Source organism: Vibrio sp. R11-SG3-ISO9 (assembly GCF_059834255.1).
The window spans coordinates 20,426-43,517 of record NZ_JCBDGU010000045.1; the positions used below are offsets into that span (position 1 = coordinate 20,426).

Below are 23,092 nucleotides of genomic sequence, written 5' to 3' on the forward strand. Positions count from 1 at the left end.
GGCTTGATTAAATCTGACAATGCTGGCCGATAGAAGCGTAACGTACACTATGATGGAAAGGTTCTTACACAAAGCAATCACCACTATTATCTGTTTGTCTCTATGGCCAACGATGGGCATGGCAAAAGATCTGATCAAGATCGAAGGCTCAAGTACGGTTTACCCCATCACTCGTCAATTTGCTCAGCAATTTATGACGCAGCAGAAAGATGTCGCACAGATAGTGGTTGGTGTCACCGGAACTGGTGGCGGGTTTCGCAAGTTTTGCCGTGGTAAGACGGATATTTCTAACGCTTCCCGCCCTATCAAAACGCAAGAAAAAGCCTTATGTCGAGAAAACGGCATTGAGTTTTTAGAACTGCCCATTGCGCTCGATGCGATCACACTCGTGGTCAGTAAAGACAACGAGTGGTTACAACACCTATCCCTTGAGGAGCTGGCAACCTTATGGCACCCCTCTTCTGAGAAAACCATTACGCATTGGCATCAGCTCAATCCAAGCTTCCCAGCAGAGCCGATCAAGCTCTATGCTCCAGGAAGCGACTCAGGGACTTACGACTACTTTACCAACGTTGTTCTTAATGGCGTCGAACTGCGCGGTGACCACATCGCCAATGAAGACGATTATCTATTGGCCTCAAAGGTCGCAACCAACCCAAATGCGTTGGCTTTTTTAGGCTTTGCTTATTACCAAAACAATCAAACCCAACTCAAGGCTGTTTCAATTTCCAATGACGAGCAGCAAGCCATCGCTCCAAGTATCAATAGTGTCACCAGTGGCCAATACAGCTCGCTTTCCCGACCTCTGTTTATCTACGTTAACAAAGCAGCCGTCAATCGTTATTCCGTCAATCAGTTCATCGAGCACTACTTAAATCAAAAGCACCTATCGTATGTCGTGAGTACTGCTGGCTATATCCCACTGTCTCCGAAAATGCAGAGCGCTGCCCAATCAATCTTTGAAACACAGACCATGGGTTCGGTATTTAACAGTAAAGAGCTAAGTACTAACTTCGAACGCTTTATGGAGCGTAACTAAACAGTTGCTTTGATATCAAAAGGCTGGAGGCAATAAAAAAGCCCAACCTAAGTTGAGCTTTGCCAATATCGATGTGAGCGAAGGAAAGTTAAAAGAAGATGTAACTCATGATAATCGCATCTTCTTTGCCAGTGGCCGTTGGGTAATAGTTACGGCGACGGTCCACCTCGTTGAAGCCAACCCACTCATACAGACCAAACGCGTTGATATTACTTTCACGGACTTCAAGCCATGCGCTTTCTGCTTTTGCTTGTTCGCACACGACTAGAAAATGTTCAATCAACGCCTTGCCGTATCCCTTGCCTTGATGATGAGGGGCAACAGCGATATTGAGAAGTGTTACTTCACCAACAATGTTTTGCGCATAGAAGTAACCAACCACCTCGTCATCGACTAGCATCACATGATGGCAACCACCTCGGCTGTCGAGATCGCGAATCATGTTGTGTGACCAAGGGTGAGTATGAGCTTGTTGCTCAATCTGCCAGATCGCATCAAGGTGCGCGTCTGACACGCTAATAAATTGACTATTCATAAGAACAAATTTGCTGCCATAGAGCGCGGCGTTGCTGATTGTTACCATCAATCTGAGATAATAAAGGGGATTGCAGCGTTTTCGCTGTGATATCAGTATCGGATTCACACCCTGCAAACCATACCCACTGCGGAGAACTTAAATCAAAATGGCTCAGTTCAGTTGGATGAACATATTGCGCTTGTGACAGTTCCAGTTTGATGCTTTTTAGCACTCGCTCAAACATCTCAGCTAGCGTGCCTTGAGGCTTTTCTGGTGAGACTAATAGTAACTGGCATGTTTCAGGCAGTTTAACGAGCTCGGTCTGATAACCAGCCAGACGTTCAGGGTGACACAGTTCCCACTGAGTAATTCCCATTTCCTGTAAATACTGCGCATGAATCTGTGACATGTCTGTGCCTATATGACTGAGCCCAAGGTTGAATCGAGCTGATACTAACAAAAAATAAAGGAGCATCAAGCTCCTTTATCTCTATTGGTCACGTTTCTTCTATCCGCATCTTATGTGCTGGCGAAGTCGATGAGAGTTACGCTCGCCTAGAGCTCATTAAACTCAGGACTGTACTCAATAGTACCACTGTGTCCAGAGAACACCCCTTCCACCAGCTCAATCGCTTGAAAGGCGCCTTCAGGAACATCCCAACGGCACTGAAAACCAAACTCACTCGCAGCCTTAAAACCGACTTTACTGTAAAAGCTTGGGTCGCCCAGAACCACACAGGCTGGATAACCAAAGTCGCGTAGTGACGAAAAGGCCTCTTCCATCAGAGTTCGAGCAATGCCTTGACCACGAAAGTCTTCACGTACGGCTAATGGCGCTAAACCCTGCCAATTATGATCTTCGCCTTGTAGTGTCAGTGGGCTAAACATCACGTGGCCAACCACTTCACCTTCATCAGAGCACGCCACCAAAGACAGCGTCAGATGACTGTTTTCACGCAGGCTCATCACTAGGTTCGCTTCTGCGTCCGTTTCAAAAACAGATTTAAGCAAGCGGTCAATTGCAAGTATGTCTGCAGGTGCCTCAGTTCGAATAAGCATTCATTACCTCATTTTGTGTCTGAGGCGATTGTACCCCCTTCTGCACAAAATCAGCTAATTGATTCAATAACATTTTCATTGGAGCCGGAAGTAGGTCTAAATCTACACTGTCCATCAGGTTCTTCACCTCTAGACCAAGCTCGGTATCCCCTTCAATAGAAAGGCGGCGTTGAAAGAACAAAGTATCTGGGTCTTCTTTGCGTCCAGCGATCAAAACAAGGTCGTTCAGGTTGCCACTAAAGCTCACGTCTTCTGTCACTTCTTTATCTGCAACAACCAGTTGCTCATCTTGATAGCTGATACACCAACTCAAGCCCATATCTTTAATCGACACTTTTAACCACTTGTCTTCAAGAAACTCAAAGTCGCCATCTTCCAACGCTTCCTTGAAAACATTCTTAAGTGCTTCTAATAAGGCTTTTTTTTGTACTGTTTTTGGCAATAACTGGACTGGAGATCGCAAAATTGATGCGGCGTTTTGAACTAGTTGAGTGCGAATCTTGTTTATCACGTGACTTATCCGTAACTTTATCAATAATATGGCACTCATCTTAAGTGATGTTAAAGGCTCAAATCCTGTTATGTATCAAATTAATTTCGGTTTGATGCTTGTACTTTAATATCCTCAAAATCATAGTTATAGTAACTCTGGTAATAAGAACAGTCGCAGAATTGCTGCTATGCTAGGTAAATAGCTAAAATTACATCATTTAGTAATAAACATTCATCTATAATGAATACTCAAGCTTTTGGAGAATTGGTAGTACTTTGATGCCTCCCCAGCAACTACAACATTGGTTTTCACAGCTCACAGCAAATAGTCCTTTCTTTTTTGCTGTTCTTGATGCTCAGCATAACTATTTTATGGTTAATGAGCGCTACTGTGATATTGCGGGGTTAAACCAATCAGAGTTAACAGGAATGAACGACCGCCAAACCCTTGGTGAACAGTTCTACCAACACCTGAAGCCATACTACGAGCGCGCCTTCAAGGGTGAATCCATTGAGGCGGAAATTACGCTCAACGAAACCGACCTCGATACCAGCCTTCATTTTAGCCTAGCGCCACTGTCTAACGGAAAAGACACCGACTACATTGTCTTTCACGCCTTTGACACCTCTGAAAATCAAGTTCTTGTCCGCTCACTCGAAGAGTCTGAAGCCAAATTCCATAAGCTGACTCACTTACTACCGGACGGACTTCTTCTCGTTGAAGATGATTTCATTCTCTCTTCTAACCCAGCTGCAGCTCGTTTGCTTGGCTTTAACTCTCCATCTGAGTTACTTGGCGAAGAGCTAGGACGCCTATTCATTGATGAGCAAACCAAAACAGTCTTCAGCAATAAGCTCAGCTCTATTGTTTCTGAGTCTGGTTTGGTTTGCTTAACTGGCGCGCGCTGCGGTTTTGAGCGTAAGGTTCAATTGCATATTGATTCAACTGCCCTGTTGGGAAGCACTACCCAATTAGTCCTGATTCAAGACGCGCAAGAAGCACCCAAAACCCTCACCACCAACGTTAATGAAGATGCCTACATTGACGACCTGACTAAGCTGTATAACCGTGTTGGGTTCACCAAACGTTTAGAGCAGTTTATTCATAATGAGACGCCAGCGGTGATGTTGTACCTAGATATTGATAACTTCAAAAATATCAATGACTCACTGGGTCATCACATCGGTGATAAGGTGATTAAAGAGGTCGCATCTCGCCTTAAGCGTCTATTACCAAGACGCGCGGTAGTAGGTCATTTGGGTGGCGATGAATTTGGTATCATCTTGCCAGAGCCAGAACACAAAAAGACCGTTGAAGCTCTAGCTGAAAAGATCATTGCTCTGATCAATCAGCCGTTCGATCTTCACCATTTTAGCAAACGCTTGGCTTGTTCAATTGGTAGTGTCAGCTTTCCTCAAGATGGTACCGATGCGCGTATCTTGCTGCAAAATGCCGATACTGCGATGTATGAAGCCAAAGACCGAGGCCGTAACCGCTTAATTAAGTTCAATGAGCAGATGAACAAAGAAGCTCGTATGCGCCTTTGGCTTGAAATCGAACTTCAGAAAGCACTGCAGCAAAATGGTTTAGAGGTTTGGTATCAACCTAAGGTCAACGCCCGTGACTTCACCATCAATGGTGCTGAAGCCTTGGTACGCTGGAAACACCCAGTCGAGGGTTACATTAGCCCTGCTGCCTTTATCCCAGTTGCTGAACGCGCGGGTTTGATTGAACAGCTAGGCCGAGTGGTGATGCGTGAGGTGTTTGCAACAGTTAAACGTTGGAAGATTCAAGGAATCCTTCCTGGGCGCGTAGCGATCAACCTTTCCCCTGAGCAATTTGGTAACCCTAAACTGATCGACTACATGGAAAAGCTGCTACGAACTACAGAGCTAGACCCAAGCGCTATCACCTTCGAGTTAACCGAAAGTGCGGTGATGAGTGACAGCGAACACACGCTTCAGATGCTTAACGCCATCAAGAAACTTGGCTTTGCCCTTTCGATCGATGACTTCGGTACCGGTTATTCATCGCTTTCTTACTTGGCTCGTTTCCCAATCGACGAGTTGAAGATAGACCGCGCCTTCATCACCGACATTGATACCCTGCCAAAGCAAGTCACGGTAATTGAGAACATCATCAACCTCGGTAAATCTCTCAACCTGACTGTTGTTGCTGAAGGTGTTGAAACTAGCGAACAAGCGACACTGCTCTCGAATCTCAACTGTAGCTCAATTCAGGGCTTCCATTTCTATCGACCTCAACCAAAACAGGAAGTTGAGGAGCTCTTTGCCCAGAACCGTCGCCATAAGAACTAACCCACCATTTTTTATGGTTTTGCTCTACCACAAACGGAGTAAAAGCGGATTTATCCGACTAAACCTGCCTTACATCAATTCTGACGTTCACATTTCTTCATAAAATGCTCGCTTCAAATTTATCTACTGGTAGTGAGCAAATGGAACTCTTATGCCCAGCAGGAAACTTACCTGCTTTGAAAACAGCCATTGACTGTGGTGCGGATGCTGTCTACATCGGATTCAAAGACGACACTAATGCACGCCACTTTGCTGGCTTGAACTTCTCTGGCAAGAAGCTAGATCGTGCCGTTGAATACGTCCACGACCGCAAGAAAAAAATTCATATCGCACTCAACACATTCGCTCACCCTAATGGTTTTGAACGTTGGACCAATGCTGTTGACCAAGCCGCTGCATTAGGTGTGGATGCGCTGATCGTGGCGGACATTGCTGTTCTTGAGTACGCGGCGAATAAGTACCCGCATATGGAGTTACACCTATCGGTACAAGCTTCAGCGACCAACGCTGCAGCCATTGATTTCTACCACAAAAACTTCAACGTGAAGCGTGTGGTACTGCCACGCGTACTCTCTATTCACCAAGTAAAACAGCTGTCTCGCAATATCTCTTCAGATGTAGACCTTGAGGTATTTGCCTTCGGTAGCCTGTGCATCATGGCAGAGGGTCGCTGTTACCTCTCATCTTACATGACGGGTGAATCTCCAAATACAGTAGGCGCCTGTTCTCCAGCGAAATACGTACGCTGGCAAGAGACCGAAACCGGGCTTGAGTCTCGCCTCAATGAAATCTTGATCGACAAGTACGCACAAGGTGAAAACGCTGGCTACCCTACCCTGTGTAAGGGCCGCTTCGAAGCTGAAATCGAAGGCGAACGTAAGCGTTATCACGCCCTAGAAGAACCAACCAGCCTAAACACCTTATCGATGCTGCCAGAGCTGTTCGCAGCTAACGTAGCGTCAGTAAAAATCGAAGGCCGTCAACGTAGCCCAGCTTACGTAGAACAAGTGACTCGCACTTGGCGCGCTGCCATTGATCGTTACCAAGCAAACCCAGAGGCTTACCAAGTTGAAGCTGCTTGGAATGCTGCTCTAGCGAACGTATCTGAAGGTACACAAACCACGCTTGGTGCTTACCACCGTAAATGGCAATAGGATTGATGGAGAACACAATGAAATACGCATTAGGCCCACTACTCTATTTTTGGCCAAAACAAGACGTAGAGAGCTTCTACGAGCAAGCTAAGACAAGCTCGGCTGACATCATCTACCTTGGTGAAGCGGTCTGTTCAAAACGCCGCGAGATGAAAGCAAAGCACTGGTTGGATATCGCCAAAGAACTTTCAGCTTCAGGCAAGCAAGTCGTACTATCGACTATGGCGCTTTTGGAAGCACCAAGCGAAGTAAACATCATGAAAAAGTACGTCGACAATGGCGACTTTGCAATTGAAGCCAATGATGTATCGGCCATTCAGCTTGCGAGTGAAAGTAAGGTTCCATTCGTAGTTGGCCCAGCGGTCAACACCTACAACGCGCACACGCTGAACCTGTTTCTTAAGCAGGGCATGACTCGTTGGTGTATGCCTGTTGAGTTGTCTCGTGAGTGGTTATCAAACGTGATGACTCAGTGTGAAGAGCTCAACATTCGTAATAAGTTTGAAGTGGAAGTCTTCAGCCACGGCTACCTGCCTTTGGCCTACTCTGCACGTTGCTTTACGGCTCGCGCAGAAAACAAAGCGAAGGACGATTGCGAGACCTGCTGCATTAAGTACCCAACCGGTCTTCAAGTAGAGAGCCAAGAAGGGCAATCAGTCTTCAACCTAAACGGCATTCAAACCCAGTCAGGTTACTGCTACAACCTGATCAATGATTTGCCGAATATGCATGACTTGGTTGATGTGGTTCGTTTAAGCCCATTGGGCATTGATACCTTCTCTGAGCTCAATAACTTTAGAGCTAATGAAAAGGGTGAGAACCCAATTCAGATTGCTGACCGCCAATGTAACGGTTACTGGCACCAGCTAGCTGGCTTAGAAGTAAAAAACATCTAAGCCCAGTTTTCAAAACGAAAAAGGTCTAGCAATCGCTAGACCTTTTCTTTATCAATTAACTCTCAATTCATTACGCTGTTGCTGTCTGCAGCGGCTGTGCATTGAGCTTCTTTACATCTTTTACCAACATCAGAATCACCACCACACTCAGTGCAATGTTCGACAGTGGGTAAGCAATCCAGATCCCCGGCACACCGAATAGCTTCGGCATAATGTACAAGAAAGGCAGTTGAATCAGCATATTGCCCACCGTTACGAACATCGCTTTGCTGCCTTTGTTTACTGCTTGATAGTAAGCACCAGCGACGACCAAGAAGCCATCAAGCGCAAGAGCGAACATATGCAGTCTAATCCCCAATACCGTGTACTCGACTAGCTGCGGGTCTTCTGAGTTAAACACCGATACAAACTCTCTCGGGAAGATGTTCAACAGAACAATAAAGACCATACCCACAGAGACTGAACTCACCATCGCAATCTTAAGCAGCTGACGAATGTTGTCGTGACGCTTAGCACCATGGTTATAGCTCACGAGTGGTTGCATGCCATTGGCGATTCCCTCTGCTGTGAGGTAGTAAACCGTCACAATGTAGCCAAGAATCGCATACGCACCAATCATCAGTTGGTTACCATATTGTGCAAACAACGCGTTATGTAGCGCCACCATCATCGAGCCATAAGCGTACATAAAGAAGCTCGACGTACCGATAGCGAAGATCTGTGGAATCACATCAAGCTTAAGTCTCAGCTCACTCCAACGCAGACGCAAGTTCGCTCTGCGTGAGAAGAAATAAGCTAAACCTAGACCTGTTACCACTAGCTGTGCGATTGCCGTTGCTAAAGCTGCACCTGTCAGTTCCCAGTTCAGCCATGCAATGAATAGATAGTCGAGCACAATGTTAATCACCGCGCCAACCACCATCAAAATAGTGGCTAAATTTGGACTGTCGTCATTGCGCAGTAAGAACGGCATCGCGATAGAACCCAAGGTAAAGACACTGCCCACAATCAGAATCTGTAGGTACTGTAAGCCAAGATCAAATACGCGCCCTTCCGCCCCCTGCCAACGCAAAAAATCGTCTGCAAAGAAGAAAAGAACGCCAGCGACTAACGGCGTCAACGCCAATAATAGAGTGAGACCAGTAGCGAGGATCTGTTTAGCCCCTTGGGTATCTTTTTCCCCTTGGCGAATCGATACTAAAGCTCCCGTACCCACACCAACAAGCATGCCTAGACCGAGGATTGAACCGATCACTGGCCAAGCCACGTTGATACCGGCAAGGCCATCGGCGCCGACAAAACGCCCAATGAAAATACCATCAACCACTTGGTATAAACCATTGACCAACATTGCAGCCACGGTTGGGATTGTATAGCGCCAAAATTGACGACTGATTGACTGACTCATCTTCTACTCTTACTTTCTACTGTTATCTCACTATAAACAGTGAGTGATGACGTTTCTGTTGTCCTTGAAACCTGCACTCATCTTGCCGACCACTTAGTTAACCAGACTAACTAAATAATCAAATTTTTACTTTAAGGCCTTATTCAACAATAAGTTAAGCTGCTCTATTTCTTGCTCGCTTAACTGGCTCTCTAATGTGTTTGCCATAACCTGATAGATCTTACTCTCTTCCTCTAAGCCCGTTTCAGCTTTTGCTGTGAGTACAACAAGCTTCGAACGTGCATCTTCAGGGCTCGGGCGTCGCTCTACTAATCCTTTTCGCTCTAAGCGCTGTACCATAGTAGTCGCAGAGGGTTTCGTCACTTGCATTTCTTCTGCAAGGTCCGTTAATCGAATGGGCTCTTTAGCCGCCTCAATGACCTTGAGGTAGTCATACTCATTAAAGCTAAGCTGACCAATTGGATCCTCTTTCGATTGCGTTCGCCATATTTTCGACGCAAATCGCTCGATCTTTTCTAGGTTCTCATTCAACACTGTCCTTCGAACAACCCATATTTAATTAGCAATGCTAACTATTTTAATCCAAGTTGATTAAATTGCAATCAGAAAAAGTGTGCCACATAAAAAAGCCGCTCATCAGAGCGGCTTTATTGAGATTTATTTTGAAAGGACTAATTTAGTTCTCTTCAGCTTTTGCTTGTTCTAGCTTAGCCTGCGCAAGGCGCTCTTCCTTAAGATCCATAAAGATACGACCAAGCTCAAGGAAAGAGTAACGATGCTCTACGTACTCATAAACATTGAATGACACCGCGAGCTTGTAAAGAGAGATCGCATTCGCGTAGTCACCACGTAAATGATAACGCTTACCTAAGTAGAAGTAGGTCTCGGTTAAGCGCTGAGCCAACAGTGTGTTGTCACGAGTACCACTCAAGATCGCTTTGAATGCCTGCTCTTCTGAAATTTCATCGAGCATAATCGCAACCAGTACCCAGCCCCATTGCTCATCACGATCTTGGTAGCGTGACTGCAAATCTTTTAGTGCTTGCTCTGGCGTCAGTTCGCTCTGAATGATGTAAAGCCATAGAGCACGGAATGGGTCACTTGGATCATCATTATAGTGCTTAAGCATCTCTTCGTTTGACAGTTCGTAGCGCTCGCCATAGTAAAGGGCAATAGCGCGGTTACGTTCTGCGTATGAGTTGCTTGGGTCAAGCTCTAATGTCGAGTCGAAAGATTCATAAGCAGCATCAAACTCACCCACTTGGGTAAAGTAAACACCCAATAGATTAAAGATGTCAGGTTGTGCCGGATTCAAAGATAAAGACTGATTAAAATCGAGTCGAGCGAGATCACGCAAGCCGACGCTGTCGTAATAGTTGCCGCGTTCAAATAGCATCTTAGCTCGAACGTCATCACCAAGGTCAGGTCTTTGTAACAATTGAGATAAACGGGCTATCTGAACTTCTTGCTGCACACTCGGCTGCAGTGGCACAGCCATAGGTGGATAGACCCAACGCTGAGCTGAGCTGTCCATTGTCGATGCACAACCTGTTAAAACAAGCAGCAGAGACAGACTCGCGGTTTGAAACCATTTCACAAATACTTACTCCTGTTATGACCGCAATAAAAAAGGGAGCGATATGCTCCCTTTATAACATGCTTTGTTAATGATGGGTTAGAAATCACTAAAAAGCGATAGTTCCATCATTTTACTGAGAATTACTCAGCAGCAGGTGCTTCGCCTTCAGCTGGCGTTTCAACTGCTTCTTTCATGCTTAGACGTACACGGCCTTGACGGTCGATTTCAAGAACCTTAACAGGAACTTCTTGACCTTCAGTTAGGTAGTCAGACACTTTCTCAACGCGCTTGTCAGCGATTTGAGAGATGTGTACTAGACCATCTTTACCTGGAAGGATAGTAACGAATGCACCGAAGTCTGCAAGACGCGCAACCTTACCTTGGTAGATACGGCCAACTTCAACTTCAGCTGTGATCTCTTCGATACGACGAATTGCTTCTTTCGCAGCTGTACCTTCAGTTGCAGCAATCTTGATTGTACCGTCGTCATCGATTTCGATAGTTGTACCAGTCTCTTCAGTTAGAGCACGGATAACTGCACCACCTTTACCGATAACGTCTTTGATCTTCTCAGCGCTGATCTTCATTGTGTGAATACGCGGAGCGAACTCAGAGATATCTTCACGAGCACCAGAGATAGCTTCATCCATTACAGATAGGATGTGCTTACGTGCACCTTGCGCTTGGTTAAGAGCAATTTGCATGATCTCTTTAGTGATACCTTCGATCTTGATATCCATTTGAAGTGCAGTGATACCAGTGTTAGTACCTGCTACTTTAAAGTCCATATCACCTAGGTGGTCTTCGTCACCAAGAATGTCAGAAAGAACAACGAAATCGTCGCCTTCTTTAACAAGACCCATTGCGATACCCGCAACAGAAGACTTGATTGGAACACCAGCATCCATAAGAGCTAGCGACGTACCACATACAGAAGCCATTGAAGAAGAACCGTTAGATTCTGTGATTTCTGATACTACACGTACTGTGTATGGGAATTCGTCTACAGATGGCATTACTGCAGCAATACCACGCTTAGCTAGTTTACCGTGGCCGATTTCACGACGCTTAGGAGAACCTACAAAACCAGTCTCACCTACACAGTATGGAGGGAAGTTGTAGTGTAGTAGGAAGTGATCTTTACGCTCACCAGTTAGCTCGTCGATGATTTGAGCATCGCGTTGCGTACCTAGAGTCGCAGTTACAAGCGCCTGAGTTTCACCACGAGTGAATAGTGATGAACCGTGAGTACGTGGAAGAACACCAGTGCGAACGTCTAGTGCACGAACCATGTCTTTTTCACGGCCATCGATACGTGGGTTGCCAGCGATGATGCTGCGACGTACAACTGTTTTCTCTAGATCGTGGAAGATAGAGTGAGCTTCTTTTAGGTTCACTTCTTCGTTTTCAGATACTAGTACTTCGTTAACTTCAGCTGCGATCTCGTGGATGCGGTCGTAACGAGTCATTTTCTCTGTGATTTGGTACGCTTCAACTAGCTTAGCTTCTGCTAGTTCAGCAATACGAGTGTTTAGAGCAGTGTTCTCTTCTGGAGCAACCCAGTCCCATGCTGGAGTAGCAACTTCAGCTGCGAACTCGTTGATCGCGTTAATAACAACTTGCTGTTGATCGTGACCAAATACAACTGCAGATAGCATCTCTTCTTCTGTTAGGTTGTCTGCTTCAGACTCAACCATAAGAACAGCGCCTTCAGTACCCGCAACTACTAGGTCTAGCTTAGAAGTTTCTAGCTCAGTGTTGCTTGGGTTTAGTACTAGTTGACCGTCGATGTGACCAACACGTGCTGCACCGATTGGGCCGTTGAACGGAATACCAGAGATAGCTAGCGCCGCAGAAGTACCGATCATAGTTACGATATCTGGCTGAACATCTGGGTTAACAGATACTACCGTTGCGATAACTTGTACTTCGTTTTTGAATGCATCTGGGAAAAGTGGACGGATTGGACGGTCGATCAGACGAGCCGTTAGCGTTTCACCTTCAGATGGACGACCTTCACGCTTGAAGAAGCCACCAGGGATCTTACCTGCAGCGTATGTACGCTCTTGGTAGTTAACTGTTAGTGGGAAGAAGTCTTGACCTTCAACCGCTTCTTTTTTACCAACAACAGATACGAATACAGACGTATCGTCCATTGTTACCATTACTGCAGCAGTAGCTTGACGTGCAATAACACCTGTTTCTAGAGTTACGGTGTGGTTACCGTACTGAAACGTTTTTACAACTGGTTTTTCAAACATTGTATTTCCTTCATCTAAAGATTGCTCTTTAGAATAAGTGAATGGGTACTCCGCAATGACTAATCGCGACTAGTAAAAAAAGACGAAAAAGAACGACGTTTTACGCTCATCTGTTTTTAATAGTCGCGACCTATTGGCCGACATCTGTGACTGTCATTGTTGAGTAAAGTGAAGTGCCAGAGTTTCATAGAATTACTGGCGTGCAAGAGTATAAACTATTTTTCTGACAAGAGACATTTTCAGAGCCAAAAAACGAGTTTACAGCACACATAACGGGTACTTTTCTCTGAGTTGTGACGATATTTCAGACATAAAAAAAGCCTCAGCAATTGCTGAGGCTCTTTCATCAAATTCGAGATTTGATTAGCGACGTAGACCTAGACGCTTGATAAGCTCTTGGTAACGACCAAGATCTTTACCTTTTAGGTAGTCTAGAAGCTTACGACGGCTAGAAACCATACGTAGAAGACCACGACGGCTGTGGTGATCGCCTTTGTGAGCTTTGAAGTGACCTTGTAGGTGGTTGATAGAAGCAGTAAGTAGAGCTACTTGTACTTCTGGTGAACCTGTGTCGCCTTCAGAGCGCGCGTATTCTGCAACGATTGCTGCTTTAGTTTCTGCATTCAGAGACATAATTCTCTCCTGATAAGAGTAGTTTGATATTTGTAGCAGCCAATCTCTGATTCAGCCGCTACGCGAGCCGTGGATTATAGGGAAGTTTGCCTAGTGGTGCAATAACAATCTATCGCGATCTCACTCAACGAAAAACAAAAAAGCAGAAGACCTAAATTGGACTTCTGCTTTTCACGACTTATAAGCAAAGATTGCGTTTAATCTTGATTACGCTTGCGGCTCTTCTTCACGGAAAACCACCAAGCGTTTTGGTGCTACGCGACCATCATTATCGATCTGAGCTACACCAACAAACAGCTTCTCTTCACCACTTGTCATACGCACTGTGCCTTCTGCTGGCGCACCGGCAACTTGAACAGGCATACCGTGTTGAACTAAATCAGTCAGCTCCGCATTCAGGTTCACTTCTGGTAGATCTTCTACTGCGGTGTCCATTGGCATCAACAGTGGATCAAGCAGCTCTTTTGGTGCAATGTCTTGCTGTTGAGCTTGCTCTAGGATCTCGTTCAGTTGCTCTAGCGTAACCATGCGCTCGTATGGGTACTTTGCAACACCGGTACGACGTAACATGGTTACGTGCGCACCACAGCCTAGCATTTCGCCTAAATCGTCAGTGATGGTACGGATGTAAGTGCCTTTTGAACAGTGCACTTCCATCTCCACTTCATCACCTTCAAAGCGAAGTAGATCGATAGAGTAAACCGTGATCTTACGAGATTCACGCGGTACTTCGATGCCTGCACGCGCGTATTCATACAAAGGCTTACCTTGGTATTTTAACGCAGAGAACATGGATGGTACTTGGTCAGTTTCACCCTTGAAGCTCTCAATGCAACGCTCAAGCTGTTCGCGAGTGACATTCACTTCACGAGTTTCAACAACTTCACCATCAGAGTCGGAAGTGTTGGTACGCTCACCTAGCTTAGCGATCACAACGTAGCGCTTATCAGAATCTAATAGAAACTGAGAAAACTTGGTTGCCTCACCTAAACAGATTGGCAGCATGCCTGTCGCAAGAGGATCCAAAGCACCGGTGTGCCCTGCTTTCTCTGCAAAGTAAATACGTTTTACTTTCTGCAGTGCGTCATTCGATGAGATGCCAGTCGGCTTATCTAATAAAATAACCCCGTTAATCGGGCGACCTTTACGACGGCGAGCCATTACTCTTCACCTTCCGAAGTAGACTCATCACGGCCAGCAGCTTGCTGCTTACGCTTGTCTTCGCTTACCACTTCAGATACTAGGTTAGACATACGCATACCTTCAACCAAAGTGTTGTCGTAAGTGAAACGAATTTCTGGTGTTAGGCGTAGGCGGATACGCTTACCTAGCATCATACGTAGTTGAGGCTCGTGCTCTTTCAGTGCAGCTAGGCTCGACTCTGGTGTTTGCTCGCCCACACATAGGAAAGTAACGAATACTTTTGCGTAAGCAAGGTCACGAGAAACCTCTACATCAGAGATAGTTACCATACCGATACGTGAGTCACGAACTTCACGTTGCAGCATGATTGCTAGCTCTTTTTGTAGTTGCTGAGACACGCGCTGCGTGCGGCTAAATTCTTTTGACATTTTCTTTTCTCACTTAGAAAGATGGGGGGCTTGGTAATAACCAGCCCCCCATGGTGTATTCAACAACCGATTACCACTTACCTATACCAGTAATGTTAGTAACCTTAGTCAATATGTCGAGTCAGCGGACTGATTAGTCTAGAGTACGCTTAACTTCAACGATTTCGAATACTTCGATTTGGTCACCAACGCGAACATCATTGTAGTTCTTAACGCCGATACCACACTCGTAGCCATTCTTAACTTCTTGTACGTCATCTTTAAAGCGACGTAGTGACTCTAGTTCACCTTCGTAGATAACAACGTTATCGCGTAGTACGCGGATTGGGTTGTTACGCTTGATCGTACCTTCAGTAACCATACAACCTGCGATTGCACCAAGCTTAGGCGACTTAAACACGTCACGAACTTGAGCAAGACCGATGATCTCTTGTTTGAACTCAGGAGCAAGCATACCGCCCATCGCCTGTTTCACTTCGTCGATCAGTTGGTAGATGATTGAGTAGTAACGTAGGTCTAGGTTTTCGTTCTCAACAGTACGACGAGCTGTCGCGTCTGCACGAACGTTGAAGCCTAGGATGATAGCGTTAGATGCTGCTGCAAGTACTGCATCAGTTTCTGTAATACCACCAACACCAGAACCTACGATGTTCACTTTAACTTCGTCAGTAGACAGTTTCAGTAGAGAGTCTGCGATAGCTTCTACAGAACCTTGTACGTCCGCCTTAAGAACAACGTTAAGCTCAGCAACTTCACCAGCAGCCATGTTAGAGAACATGTTCTCAAGTTTCGCTTTCTGTTGACGTGCTAGTTTCACGTCACGGAATTTACCTTGACGGTAGTTCGCTACTTCACGTGCTTTACGCTCATCACGTACAACTGTTGCTTCGTCACCAGATGCTGGTACACCAGAAAGACCTAGGATCTCTACTGGGATAGATGGACCTGCAGATGTCACTTCTTGACCGTTCTCATCGCGCATTGCACGAACACGGCCGTACTCTTGACCACAAAGAACGATGTCGCCCTTGTTTAGAGTACCAGACTGTACAAGTACAGTAGCAACTGGACCACGGCCTTTATCTAGACGAGATTCTACAACCACACCAGATGCCATGCCTTCTTCTACTGCTGTAAGCTCAAGAACTTCAGATTGTAGAAGGATAGTCTCTAGAAGACCTTCGATGTTAGTACCTTGTTTCGCAGAGATGTGAACGAACATGTTCTCACCGCCCCACTCTTCAGGGATAACGTCGTACTGTGCCAGCTCGTTCTTAACGTTGTCTGGGTTAGCGTCTTCTTTATCGATCTTGTTTACAGCAACGATTAGCGGTACTTCAGCTGCTTTCGCGTGCTGGATCGCTTCGATCGTTTGTGGCATTACGCCATCGTCTGCTGCTACTACTAGAACAACGATATCTGTCGCTTGAGCACCACGAGCACGCATTGCTGTAAATGCCGCGTGTCCAGGAGTATCAAGGAAAGTGATCATGCCGTTTTCAGTTTCAACGTGGTATGCACCGATGTGCTGCGTGATACCGCCCGCTTCGCCTGAAGCAACGTGAGCTTTACGGATGTAGTCAAGTGTAGACGTTTTACCGTGGTCAACGTGGCCCATGATAGTTACAACAGGAGCACGTGGAACCGCTTCAGCGTTGTTGTCACGGTCGTTTAGTACCGCTTCTTCCAGCTCGTTTTCTTTACGAAGGATAACCTTGTGACCCATCTCTTCAGCAACAAGTTGTGCTGTCTCTTGGTCGATCACTTGGTTGATAGTCGCCATAGCGCCCATCTTCATCATTACTTTGATAACTTCAGTTGCTTTAACAGCCATTTTGCTAGCTAGTTCAGAAACAACGATAGTTTCACCGATAACAACGTCAGCTTTAGCTACAGATGCTGTCTTATCGAAGCCCTGTTGCATTGAAGTTGGTTTAGCCAGTTTACCTTTACCGCCACGACCACGTTGGTTACGACCACCACGGTTGTTAGCAGTTTGCTTGTCAGCTGGCTTCTTCTTGCGACGACGAGGCGCCTTCTCTTCTTTCTGGTCAGCTGCATCTTCCGCTTCACGAGCGTACGTAGAAGTTGTCACATGGTAGTCCGCAGACTTCTCTTGCTCTTGCTTCTTCTGCTCTTCTTCAGACCAGCGCGCTTCGTTCTCTTCTGCTAGTTTACGTGCTTCTTCAACTAGCTTCGCAGCTTCAGCTTCAGCTTTACGCTGTGCTTCTTGCTCTTGACGAGCTTTTAGTTCATCCGCTTCTTTTTTCGCTTGTGCGTTAGCGTCTGCATTTTTTGCATTCATGTCTTTTTTAGCCTTATCAGCTTGTGCGCGTTTTGCTTTTTCTTCAGCTTCACGTTTTGCGTCCGCTTCACGTTTTGCCTTCTCTTCAGCTTCGCGCTGTGCTTTCTCTGCAGCTTCACGTTTCGCTTGCTCTTCAGCTTCACGACGTGCTTTCTCTTCAGCTTCACGCTTCGCTGCTTCCTCAGCTTCACGTTTCGCTTCATCTTCAATAGCGCTGCGCTTCACGTAAGTACGCTTCTTGCGTACTTCTACTTGAACATCCTTACTCTTACCGCCTCCAGCGGCAACACTTAGCGTGCTGCGGGTCTTGCGTTGAAGAGTTAAACGAGTCGGTTCTGCTTCACCAGATGTATCACCATGCTCTTTCTTAAGATGCGTTAGTAATGCTTGCTTCTCTGAATCAGTAACTTGATCCGACCCTGTTTTCTTCATGCCTGCATCAGCAAGTTGTTCAATTAAGCGGTCAACTGGCGTACCAATCTCTTCACTCAGTGCTTTAACTGTTAATTGTGTCATACCGCTTTCTCTCCTTGCTGAATTATTCTTCGTCGCCGAACCAACAGATGTTACGTGCAGCCATGATTAGCTCGCCCGCACGCTCTGCAGTTAGGTCTTCAATGCCTTCTAGTTCATCAACGCCTTGGTCAGCTAGGTCTTCTAGTGTTGCTACACCTTTCGCTGCCAGTTTGTACGCCATTTCGCGCTCTAGGCCTTCAAGTGCTAGAAGGTCTTCTGCTGGCTCAACACCGTCAAATGTCTCTTCTTTCGCTAGTGCTAGCGTTGTTAGAGCATCTTTAGCACGGCTACGTAGCTCTTCTACGATGTCTTCGTCTAGACCATCAATTTCTAGAAGCTCGTTTACTGGTACGTAAGCGACTTCTTCTAGCGTAGAGAAACCTTCTTCAACAAGCATTTGAGCGAAGTCTTCTTCGATGTCTAGGTGCTTCATGAAGTTTTCAATAGAAGCAACCGCTTCTTCTTGGTGTTTCTTCTGAAGATCTTCAACTGTCATTACGTTCAGTTCCCAACCAGTCAGTTGAGATGCAAGACGAACGTTTTGACCGCTACGGCCGATAGCTTGCGCTAGGTTGTCTGCTTCAACAGCGATGTCCATTGAGTGTGCATCTTCATCAACGATGATAGAAGCAACATCTGCTGGAGCCATTGCGTTGATAACAAATTGTGCTGGGTTATCGTCCCAAAGCACGATATCGATACGCTCACCGCCAAGTTCGCTTGATACCGCTTGTACACGTGCACCACGCATACCAACACACGCACCTACTGGGTCAATGCGCTTGTCGTTTGTTTTCACAGCGATTTTAGCACGAGAACCTGCATCACGTGCAGCACCTTTTAGTTCAATCAGCTCTTCACCGATCTCTGGTACTTCTACGCGGAATAGCTCAGCAAGCATTTCTGGCTTAGAACGAGTGATGAACAGTTGGAAACCACGCGCTTCAGGTGCAACTTTGTAAAGAAGACCACGTACACGGTCGCCTGGACGGAAGTTTTCACGAGGAAGTTGATCATCACGTAGGATAACGGCTTCAGCGTTGTTACCTAGGTCTAGGATAATAGTATCGCGGTTAACTTTCTTAACTACGCCTGTTACTAGCTCGCCTTCGTTGTCGATGAACTGCTCAACGATTTGTGCACGCTCAGCTTCACGAACTTTCTGTACGATAACTTGCTTAGCAGTTTGAGTCGTAATACGGTCAAATGTTACAGACTCAATCTCGTCTTCGATGAAACCACCAAGTTCGATTGTTTCGTCTTCGAACTGTGCTGCTTCTAGAGAGATCTCTTTTGTTGGATTCTCAACTTCTTCTACAGCTTCCCAACGACGGAAAGTTTCGAAATCACCAGTCTTACGGTCGATCTCTACGCGAACTTCGATTTCGAATTCGCTTTTCTTTTTCGTTGCTGTAGCAAGCGCGATTTCAAGCGCTTCAAAAATACGCTCACGAGGAACTGCTTTCTCGTTAGAAACAGCTTCTACTACCGCCAAAATTTCTTTGTTCATTAATCTAGCCTCTTAAGCTCTTCTCTCAGGGAGAACTAAAATTTAGGGATCAGGTTCGCTTTTGAAATATTGCTGAGGGCGAATTCTTCTTGTTGCCCTTCAACTAATACTGTTACGGTTTCGCCTTCAATAGATTGGATATCACCTTTCCATTTACGACGGTTGCCGACAGCCATTTTCAAAACGATGCTTACCTCGTGACCAATAAATTGTTGGTAATGCTCTGCTTTGAACAGTGGTCTTTCTAAACCTGGTGAAGACACTTCAAGGTTATAAGCCACTGAAATTGGATCTTCAACGTCCATTACGGCACTTACTTGGTGACTTACTTCTGCACAGTCATCCACATTGATACCGTTTGGTGAATCGATGTAAATACGTAGCGTTGAGTGCTCACCCGCACGAATAAATTCTAATCCAACTAACTCATAACCTGATGCTGCTACTGGAGCTTCAAGCATTTCAGTAAGTTGTCTTTCTAAACCAGTCATTTAACCACTCCAGAAACAAAAAAAGGGCTCAAAGCCCAATTTAAATTCCAAGCAAACATTATCTATCAGCATTTACAAATGCTTAGATAACAAAAAACCCCGTATAAGCCGGGGTTTTTGTTGCTGGACCCTTATATACTAAGCGCCTTCATAAAATGAGTTACTGCACTTAGTTCACAGTGAGGTTCACACTGTGCAAACTTGCTACCAATCAAGACTAAATATAGCACTTAAAATTGGTTGCGGGAGCCGGATTTGAACCGACGACCTTCGGGTTATGAGCCCGACGAGCTACCAAGCTGCTCCATCCCGCGTCCGACTTGCGAGCATTATACGCCCAACAAGATGTTTTACAAGTTTGTAAACAATGGTGCCGAGAGAGGGACTCGAACCCTCACACCAAAGGCACCAGCACCTCATGCTGGCGTGTCTACCAATTTCACCATCTCGGCATCAAATCTTTCAGATTATTGTGGAATTTCGTCGCCTTGCGCCGGAACTTCACTCACTGCATCTTCAGCTTGTTGGATAACTTGACCTTGTGTAGGGTCTACCCATTGTGACTCAGTTTTATGTGTAGACATATTACCAAGCACTAAGCTAAGGATAAAAAATGTAGTTGCAAAAATTGCAGTCATTCGGGTTAGGAAATTTCCTGAGCCACTAGCACCAAACACAGTGTTTGAAGCGCCAGCACCGAAAGAGGCTCCCATATCTGCGCCTTTACCTTGTTGAATTAACACTAGGCCAATTACACCAAGCGCTGCCAACAGGTAAATCACAAGTAGAACTGTAAACATTTTTCCACCTATGTTCCAAATTGTTGAGCCAGCGCCGTTAAGTATTGACATAAATTCATGTTATACAGAACAAGGCTAGCGACCTCCTTACTGAAGGCCGAGCAATACTAGCGAATGCGACGTACGCTGACAAGCGGAATTTACCAAAAAATAAGCCTTTGACTAACGAACGCTCAAAAAAAGGGCAAAACGCAATAAAACCTTCTCTAAAGAGAGGTAAAGCGTCGCCCTTTTTACAGTTTTCGTTATTTAGCTACTTTCGTTAATTAGATAAAGGTAACTTAGCAGCTTGCTTTCACTGCTTCGGCAATTTTAAGTGCTGAGTTTTGTACTAGTTCAGCGTCTTCGCCTTCCACCATTACACGTAATAGAGGCTCAGTACCTGATTTACGTAGTAATACTCGACCTTTCTCGCCAAGCTCAGCTTCTACTTCAGCAACAGACTGTTTTACTGCATCTGCTTCTAGTGGGTTTGAATCACCACTAAAGCGCACATTCTCAAGTACTTGCGGGTAAAGCGTCATACCTTGAGACAACTCATTTAATGACATTTCGCTACCAACAACCGATGCCAGTACTTGCAATGCCGCAACAATAGCATCACCCGTTGTTACTTTATCTAGCAGGATCACGTGACCAGAGTTTTCAGCACCGATCTTCCAACCTTTAGCAAGAAGCTGCTCCATTACGTAACGGTCACCAACAGCCGCACGAACAAACGGAATACCTAGCTGTTTCAGGCCATTTTCCATGCCAAGGTTTGTCATTAGCGTACCAACAACACCGCCTTTTAACTCGCCACGACGCAATGCGTCACGAGCAATGATGTAAGCGATTTGGTCGCCATCAACTTTATTACCCAGTTCATCAACCATGATGATACGGTCCCCGTCACCATCAAACGCTAGGCCAAGGTCCGCTTTCTCTTCAACAACACGAGCTTGCAGAGCGCGTACATCGGTTGCGCCAACTTCATGGTTGATGTTGGTGCCGTTTGGCTCCACACCCATAGCGATCACTTCAGCACCTAATTCGCTGAATACTGCAGGAGCAATGTGGTAAGTCGCACCGTGTGCACAATCGACAACGATTTTTTTACCTGCAAGGCTCAGCTCTGACGGGAAAGTGCTCTTACAAAACTCAATGTAACGACCCGCAGCATCATTCAGGCGAGTTGCTTTACCAAGCTCTGCTGATTCAACACACTCGATTTCTTTGTCCAACTCAGCTTCAATCGCCAGTTCAATATCGTCAGGAAGTTTTGTACCTTCAGAAGAGAAGAACTTGATACCGTTGTCATAGTAAGGGTTGTGAGAAGCAGAGATAACAATACCTGCTTCAGCACGGAAAGTTTGCGTTAAGTATGCAACTGCCGGGGTTGGCATAGGACCAGTAAACGTCGCTTTCAGACCCGCTGCAGCCAAGCCTGCTTCTAGTGCTGATTCCAGCATGTAACCTGAGATACGCGTATCTTTACCGATGATTACTTTCTTTGTGCCTTGTTTTGCAAGTACACGGCCCGCAGCCCAGCCAAGCTTTAGAACAAAATCAGGTGTGATTGGGTATTGACCAACCTTACCGCGTACACCATCTGTACCAAAGTAACGTCTTTTATTAGACATGTTGTTTTCCTTAATTATATTTCTATCTTTTTTAATGATTGTTATTCATCATTTTAATAATTTGCATTGCTTCCAATGTATCTTCTACATCGTGAACTCGAATGATCTGAGCTCCTTTCATGGCGGCAATCGTAGCACAAGTTACGCTACCAACCATACAATCGGCTGGTTTCTTGTCCAACAACTTAAAGATCATTGACTTGCGAGACATCCCTGCGAGTAACGGCAAACCGAGTGTATGGAACTTATCAAGATGTGCCAGCAGCTGATAGTTATGCTCAAGCGTCTTACCGAAACCAAAACCAGGGTCCAGAATCAGCTTATCTTTTGAGATTCCCGCGGCTTCACACGCTGCGATACGCTCTTGAAGAAAATCAGAAACATCTTGCAGTAAGTCATCATAGGTTGGATTGCTTTGCATGGTGCGTGGCTGCCCCTGCATATGCATTAAACAGATCGGCACACCCGTTTCGGCAGCAACTTCAAGGGCACCCGGTTCTTGCAGCGCGCGAACATCGTTGATTAGGTCTGCGCCTGCAGCGACGGCTTGTCGCATCACCTCGGCTTTACTCGTATCAATAGAGATCCAAACATCGTGACGTGCGCGAATGGCTTTAATGGCCGGGATCACTCGCTCAAGTTCTTTTTCAAGCGTTACATCTGGTGCTCCTGGACGAGTCGACTCACCACCGATATCAATAATTGATACACCAGCATCTATCATCTTTTGGGCTTGAGCCAATGCGTTATCAAGCGAGTTGTATTTACCACCATCCGAAAAAGAGTCAGGTGTTACATTTAAAATGCCCATCACATGTGGACGGTCGAGGGTAAGTGTCTTGTCGTTTGCTGTTAAGTTCATGAATTCCATTCTTTGTTCGTCGGTCATTAGCCTAAAAACAGAAAAACCCTGAGCGAGT

At 45.7% G+C, this 23,092-nt stretch carries 21 protein-coding genes and 2 tRNA genes; 4 read left to right on the top strand and 19 right to left on the bottom strand.

The window, feature by feature from the left end; all coding sequences use genetic code 11:
* Window positions 1–52: 52 nt before the first annotated feature.
* On the top strand, window positions 53–1,039 hold the full coding sequence (locus tag AC6R05_RS15990) for a PstS family phosphate ABC transporter substrate-binding protein (protein WP_500647994.1): 987 nt from the start codon (window positions 53–55) through the stop codon (window positions 1,037–1,039).
* Window positions 1,040–1,127: 88 nt separating this feature from the next.
* Here AC6R05_RS15990 and rimI read toward each other — a convergent pair whose 3' ends face one another.
* The 4 genes from rimI to ubiT form a co-directional block, all read right to left on the bottom strand.
* A complete protein-coding gene (gene rimI / locus AC6R05_RS15995; RefSeq protein ID WP_500647995.1) occupies window positions 1,128–1,574 on the bottom strand; it encodes a ribosomal protein S18-alanine N-acetyltransferase in 447 nt (148 codons plus the stop codon).
* On the bottom strand, window positions 1,567–1,965 hold the full coding sequence (locus AC6R05_RS16000) for a DNA polymerase III subunit psi (protein WP_500647996.1): 399 nt from the start codon (window positions 1,963–1,965) through the stop codon (window positions 1,567–1,569). The genes rimI and AC6R05_RS16000 overlap by 8 nt, the downstream gene beginning before the upstream one ends.
* A 146-nt stretch (window positions 1,966–2,111) precedes the next feature.
* Window positions 2,112–2,615, bottom strand: a complete 504-nt coding sequence (locus AC6R05_RS16005; RefSeq protein ID WP_390518625.1) for a GNAT family N-acetyltransferase — start codon at window positions 2,613–2,615, stop codon at window positions 2,112–2,114.
* Window positions 2,599–3,126 (bottom strand): ubiquinone anaerobic biosynthesis accessory factor UbiT, encoded by a 528-nt coding sequence (gene ubiT / locus AC6R05_RS16010; protein WP_191907558.1) that lies wholly within the window; start codon window positions 3,124–3,126, stop codon window positions 2,599–2,601. The genes AC6R05_RS16005 and ubiT overlap by 17 nt, the downstream gene beginning before the upstream one ends.
* A gap of 260 nt (window positions 3,127–3,386) precedes the next feature.
* Between ubiT and AC6R05_RS16015 the strand changes: the two genes are divergently transcribed.
* The 3 genes from AC6R05_RS16015 to AC6R05_RS16025 all read left to right on the top strand — a co-directional run bounded on the left by AC6R05_RS16015 (window position 3,387) and on the right by AC6R05_RS16025 (window position 7,476).
* Window positions 3,387–5,426, top strand: a complete 2,040-nt coding sequence (locus tag AC6R05_RS16015; protein ID WP_032551557.1) for a sensor domain-containing protein — start codon at window positions 3,387–3,389, stop codon at window positions 5,424–5,426.
* Window positions 5,427–5,566: 140 nt separating this feature from the next.
* Window positions 5,567–6,580 carry a ubiquinone anaerobic biosynthesis protein UbiU gene (ubiU, locus tag AC6R05_RS16020; RefSeq protein WP_152469240.1) on the top strand — a complete coding sequence of 338 codons (1,014 nt, stop codon included), beginning with the start codon at window positions 5,567–5,569 and terminating at the stop codon, window positions 6,578–6,580.
* Between the two features lie 17 nt (window positions 6,581–6,597).
* Window positions 6,598–7,476 carry a U32 family peptidase gene (locus AC6R05_RS16025; protein WP_285466489.1) on the top strand — a complete coding sequence of 293 codons (879 nt, stop codon included), beginning with the start codon at window positions 6,598–6,600 and terminating at the stop codon, window positions 7,474–7,476.
* Window positions 7,477–7,546: 70 nt separating this feature from the next.
* On the opposite strand, the gene AC6R05_RS16030 is transcribed toward AC6R05_RS16025, so the two are convergent.
* The 15 genes from AC6R05_RS16030 to folP form a co-directional block, all read right to left on the bottom strand.
* Window positions 7,547–8,884, bottom strand: coding sequence for an MATE family efflux transporter (locus tag AC6R05_RS16030; RefSeq protein WP_152469242.1), 1,338 nt, complete (start codon window positions 8,882–8,884; stop codon window positions 7,547–7,549).
* 126 nt (window positions 8,885–9,010) lie between these two features.
* Complete coding sequence (locus AC6R05_RS16035) at window positions 9,011–9,418, bottom strand: MarR family winged helix-turn-helix transcriptional regulator (protein WP_032551756.1); 408 nt, start codon at window positions 9,416–9,418, stop codon at window positions 9,011–9,013.
* Window positions 9,419–9,560: 142 nt separating this feature from the next.
* A complete protein-coding gene (nlpI, locus tag AC6R05_RS16040; RefSeq protein ID WP_032551552.1) occupies window positions 9,561–10,481 on the bottom strand; it encodes a lipoprotein NlpI in 921 nt (306 codons plus the stop codon).
* Window positions 10,482–10,603: 122 nt separating this feature from the next.
* Entirely contained in the window at window positions 10,604–12,724 is a 2,121-nt protein-coding gene (gene pnp, locus AC6R05_RS16045) for a polyribonucleotide nucleotidyltransferase (protein WP_500647997.1), read from the bottom strand.
* Between the two features lie 363 nt (window positions 12,725–13,087).
* A complete protein-coding gene (rpsO, locus tag AC6R05_RS16050) occupies window positions 13,088–13,357 on the bottom strand; it encodes a 30S ribosomal protein S15 (protein WP_032551549.1) in 270 nt (89 codons plus the stop codon).
* A 207-nt stretch (window positions 13,358–13,564) separates the two neighbouring features.
* Window positions 13,565–14,518, bottom strand: a complete 954-nt coding sequence (gene truB, locus AC6R05_RS16055; protein WP_150869219.1) for a tRNA pseudouridine(55) synthase TruB — start codon at window positions 14,516–14,518, stop codon at window positions 13,565–13,567.
* Window positions 14,518–14,928 carry a 30S ribosome-binding factor RbfA gene (gene rbfA / locus AC6R05_RS16060; RefSeq protein ID WP_032551547.1) on the bottom strand — a complete coding sequence of 137 codons (411 nt, stop codon included), beginning with the start codon at window positions 14,926–14,928 and terminating at the stop codon, window positions 14,518–14,520. Before rbfA ends, truB begins: the two co-directional genes overlap by 1 nt.
* 133 nt (window positions 14,929–15,061) lie before the next feature.
* A complete protein-coding gene (infB, locus tag AC6R05_RS16065) occupies window positions 15,062–17,749 on the bottom strand; it encodes a translation initiation factor IF-2 (protein WP_500647998.1) in 2,688 nt (895 codons plus the stop codon).
* Window positions 17,750–17,771: 22 nt separating this feature from the next.
* Window positions 17,772–19,259, bottom strand: a complete 1,488-nt coding sequence (gene nusA / locus AC6R05_RS16070; RefSeq protein ID WP_150869221.1) for a transcription termination factor NusA — start codon at window positions 19,257–19,259, stop codon at window positions 17,772–17,774.
* A 35-nt stretch (window positions 19,260–19,294) separates the two neighbouring features.
* Window positions 19,295–19,750, bottom strand: a complete 456-nt coding sequence (gene rimP, locus AC6R05_RS16075) for a ribosome maturation factor RimP (RefSeq protein WP_032551544.1) — start codon at window positions 19,748–19,750, stop codon at window positions 19,295–19,297.
* Window positions 19,751–19,987: 237 nt separating this feature from the next.
* A tRNA-Met gene (locus AC6R05_RS16080) sits at window positions 19,988–20,064 on the bottom strand.
* A gap of 54 nt (window positions 20,065–20,118) precedes the next feature.
* Window positions 20,119–20,202, bottom strand: a tRNA-Leu gene (locus AC6R05_RS16085).
* A gap of 15 nt (window positions 20,203–20,217) precedes the next feature.
* Window positions 20,218–20,550 carry a preprotein translocase subunit SecG gene (gene secG, locus AC6R05_RS16090; RefSeq protein ID WP_032551755.1) on the bottom strand — a complete coding sequence of 111 codons (333 nt, stop codon included), beginning with the start codon at window positions 20,548–20,550 and terminating at the stop codon, window positions 20,218–20,220.
* A 281-nt stretch (window positions 20,551–20,831) separates the two neighbouring features.
* The gene (glmM, locus tag AC6R05_RS16095) at window positions 20,832–22,172 is read right to left on the bottom strand and encodes a phosphoglucosamine mutase (RefSeq protein WP_408693592.1); all 1,341 of its coding nucleotides are present in this window, start codon (window positions 22,170–22,172) and stop codon (window positions 20,832–20,834) included.
* A 31-nt stretch (window positions 22,173–22,203) separates the two neighbouring features.
* Window positions 22,204–23,034: a dihydropteroate synthase gene (folP, locus tag AC6R05_RS16100; RefSeq protein ID WP_500647999.1), complete on the bottom strand. Its 831-nt coding sequence runs from the start codon at window positions 23,032–23,034 to the stop codon at window positions 22,204–22,206.
* Window positions 23,035–23,092: the final 58 nt, after the last annotated feature.